The organism is uncultured Thiocystis sp. (assembly GCF_903866365.1).
Classification (GTDB): Bacteria; Pseudomonadota; Gammaproteobacteria; order Chromatiales; family Chromatiaceae; genus Chromatium.
On the sequence record NZ_CAIPNF010000317.1, the window covers coordinates 1 to 3,439 of the forward strand.

Annotated in this window: 2 protein-coding genes; both read left to right on the plus strand. The window is 63.3% G+C overall.

The window, feature by feature from the left end; translation table 11 throughout:
• Positions 1-503: 503 nt before the first annotated feature.
• Positions 504-2,042: an IS21 family transposase gene (gene istA, locus QZY07_RS18045; protein ID WP_295405709.1), complete on the plus strand. Its 1,539-nt coding sequence runs from the start codon at positions 504-506 to the stop codon at positions 2,040-2,042.
• 70 nt (positions 2,043-2,112) lie between these two features.
• Positions 2,113-2,868 carry an IS21-like element helper ATPase IstB gene (gene istB / locus QZY07_RS18050; protein WP_295405711.1) on the plus strand — a complete coding sequence of 252 codons (756 nt, stop codon included), beginning with the start codon at positions 2,113-2,115 and terminating at the stop codon, positions 2,866-2,868.
• The last annotated feature ends 571 nt before the right edge of the window (positions 2,869-3,439 follow it).

Genomic DNA, 3,439 nt, shown 5'->3' on the forward strand with positions numbered 1-3,439 from the left:
AGTCGCGCCCTGCCACCAAGGTCGGGTATATGGATTGGTCAGTAGGATTCACCCCCACATCTTGCGACAGGAGGCACTAACCGACTACCCCCCTTCCGGAAATCCACGAACGTCGACTCGAAGAGGGTGCTGACCTTCGCCAGCACTTCATCCAGAATCGAAGCGGGGAACGTATCCACCGTCACGAGCAAGCGTCGATCGATGCGCCGCCAGACGCAAGGAACGGCAACCGACAGGCCGGCGCGACGGGCGCCGGATGCCCGCTCTCCACGCGCCCCGGCGCTGCCTGAGTATTCCGACCGAATCCGGACACCCATTCCGATCCAAACCGGACACTAATCCGACCTGAAAGCGGACAGCATTCCGACCTGAAAGCGGACACTGATTCGAATCGAATCCGGACAGCATTCCGGTGAATTCGGACAGCCGTTCGCACACGCATCACGACGCGGGATAACCCAAGTAAGCTGCCGACCTTTTTGCTGTTGCAACGAGGAAGGCACATGCCACGAGAACGGTTATCCATGCGAAAGATCCACGAAATCCTGCGCCTGAGCTGGGGCGCACAGGTGTCGTTACGGGCAGTGTCCAAGACGCTCGGCATCGGCAAATCGACGGTGTCAGATTGCTTGAAGCGTGCGCAGGCCGCAGGACTCTCTTGGCCGCTACCGGCGGACCTCGACGAGGGACGTCTGGAGCGTCTGCTCGATGCGCAGGAGGCGTGCGCGCCACGTCGTCGCGAGGCGCTCGATTGGGTGCGGATCCAACGCGAGCTGCGCGGCAAGGGCGTGACGCTGTTCCTGCTCTGGCAGGAGTACCGCGAGTGTACCCCCGACGGCGATGCCTACAGCCGCTTCTGCGATCTGTACGGGCAGTGGCGTGGCCAGGTCGATGTCGTGATGCGCCAGAGCCATCGCGCCGGCGAGAAGCTCTTCGTTGACGACGCCGGGCAGACGGTGGACATCGTCGATGCGCGCAGCGGTGAGGTGCAGGCGGCGCAGATCTTCGTCGCGGTCCTGGGCGCTTCGAGCGATACCTACGCCGAGGCGACTCGCACCCAGGGCTTGGCTGACTGGATTGGGTCGCATGTGCGCGCCCTGGCCTTCTTCAATGGGGCGCCAGAAATCATCGTCCCGGACAATCTGCGCAGTGCCGTCAGCAAGGCCTGCCGCGATGAGCCGGATCTCAATCCCACCGACCAGGATTTCGCCCGCCATGATGAGGTCGCGGTCATTCCCGCGCGGGTGCGTAAGCCACGCGACAAGGCCAAGGCCGAAGGCGGCGTCCTGCTCGTCGAGCGCTGGATCCTGGCACGGCTGCGCCATCAGACCTTCTTCTCCCTGGCCGCGCTCAATGCCGCCATCGACGCGTTGCTGACGGGACTGAACGAACGGCCCTTCAAGAAGCTCGGAGGCTCGCGACGCAGCCACTTCGAGACCATCGATCGCCCGGCGCTGCGGCCCTTGCCCCCTGTCCCCTATGAATACGCCGAATGGCGTAAGGCTCGGGTGGCACCCAACATCCATCTCGAAATCGAGGGGCACTACTACTCCGTCCCCCATACGCTGGTGAAGCGTCCGCTCGATGTGCGCCTCACGGCGACCACGGTCGAGGTGTTGCATCAGGGGCAGCGTGTCGCCTCGCATGTCCGTAGCACACGTCGCGGCGGCTATACCACCGTCGCCGCCCACATGCCCGAGGCCCATCAGCGCTACCTGGATTGGACGCCCGAGCGCCTCCTGCACTGGGCCGAGCAGCATGGCCCTTCAACGCGCGCCCTGATCGCGTGTCTGCTCGCCAAGCGGACCCATCCCCAGCAGGGCTTCAACGCCGCCTTCGGGGTGATGCGCCTGGGCAAGGACGATGGCGAGGTGCGCCTGGAGGCGGCCTGCGCCCGCGCGTTGGCCATCGGCACCGTCAGCGACAAGAGCCTCGCCTCGATCCTCGCCAAGGGGCTCGATCAACGTCCGCTGCCGAGCACGATCCCTGAGTCAAACCCCATTGTTCACCCCAATGTGCGCGGCGCCGGTTACTACCACTGACGCCGTCACACCACGCCCCGGCATCCCGCCGGGGAGCCCTCTCCCTGCCAACAACCAGGAGACTGTCCCAATGTTGCTCCATCCCACCCTCGAGCGCCTTCAGCAACGACGCCTGCCCGGCATGGCCAACGCCCTTCAGGAGCAGTTGCAACAGCCTGACATCGCCGCCCTGAGCTTTGAAGAGCGCCTCGGCTTGCTGCTCGACCGCGAGTCCACCGAGCGCGAAAACCGCCGTCTGAAGACGCGTCTGAAACAGGCGAAGCTGCGCCAAAGCGCCGCCATCGAAGACATCGACTACCGCGCCCCGCGCGGGCTCGATAAGGTTCTCATGACCCGCCTCGCGACCGGGCATTGGATCGGCGAGCACCTCAATGTCTTAATCACGGGTCCGACCGGTGTCGGTAAGAGCTACTTGGCCTGCGCCTTGGCCAATCAGACCTGTCGACTCGGCTACACCGCGCGCTATCGGCGATTGCCGCGCCTGCTTGAGGAACTGGGCATCGCCCGCGCCGATGGCCGCTACAGCAAACTGCTCGCCGAGCTGGCCAAGACCGACCTGCTCATCCTTGACGATTGGGGACTGACACCAATGAATAACGAGCAGCGCCGCGATCTGCTCGAAATCCTCGACGATCGTTGTCGCATCCGCTCGACGCTGGTCACCAGCCAGCTCCCCCTCGAGCACTGGCATGAGTATCTTGCCGATCCGACTCTGGCTGACGCCATCCTCGACCGCCTCGTGCACGCCGCCTACACGATCACCCTGCGTGGCGAATCCATGCGCAAGCGCACCTCAACCTTGACAGACGAGGGTGTCACGCAGTAACAAGAAAGTACCCGCATCGTGATTCGAGGATCGCTGTCCGGATTCACCAGATTGAGTGTCCGCTTTCCTTCGGACTGACTGTCCGGTTTCGATCGGAACGACTGTCCGCTTTCCTTCGGACTGGGTGTCCGGTTTCATTGGAATACGCACGCTGCCCCCGGTGTTGCATGGAACCGAGCGGCCAAGCGGCGCCAAGGCAGACGACCCCGCCCGTCGGTCCACTGCCATTAAGTTAAGGATTTTCCGCTCGCCCTTCGACAAGCTCAGGGCGAACGGAAAATCCTAGCCCCTTGAAAGTCTTCGACAAGCTCAGGGCGAACGAAAAATCCTAGCCCCTTGAAAGCCTTCGACAAGCTCAGTGCGAACGGAAAATCCTAGGAGCCTGTCCGGCTTAGCACCCGCATCGCGAGTACAATCGTGTGTCTCACCCCGAAGCCCAGCGGAGTCTCCATGGCTGTCGAGTTCATCCCCATCGACCGAGACACCCCACTGCTGTTGCCGCCGTGCATCCAGGATTATCTCCCGGAGCGACACTTAGCGCGGTTCGTGGTGGAGATCGTCGAGCAGTTGG

Bases quoted from the DNA above. Each gene is read 5' to 3' on its own strand.
- istA (WP_295405709.1), top strand. From the start codon at position 504: ATGCCACGAGAACGGTTATCCATGCGAAAGATCCACGAAATCCTGCGC.
- istB (WP_295405711.1), top strand. From the start codon at position 2,113: ATGTTGCTCCATCCCACCCTCGAGCGCCTTCAGCAACGACGCCTGCCC.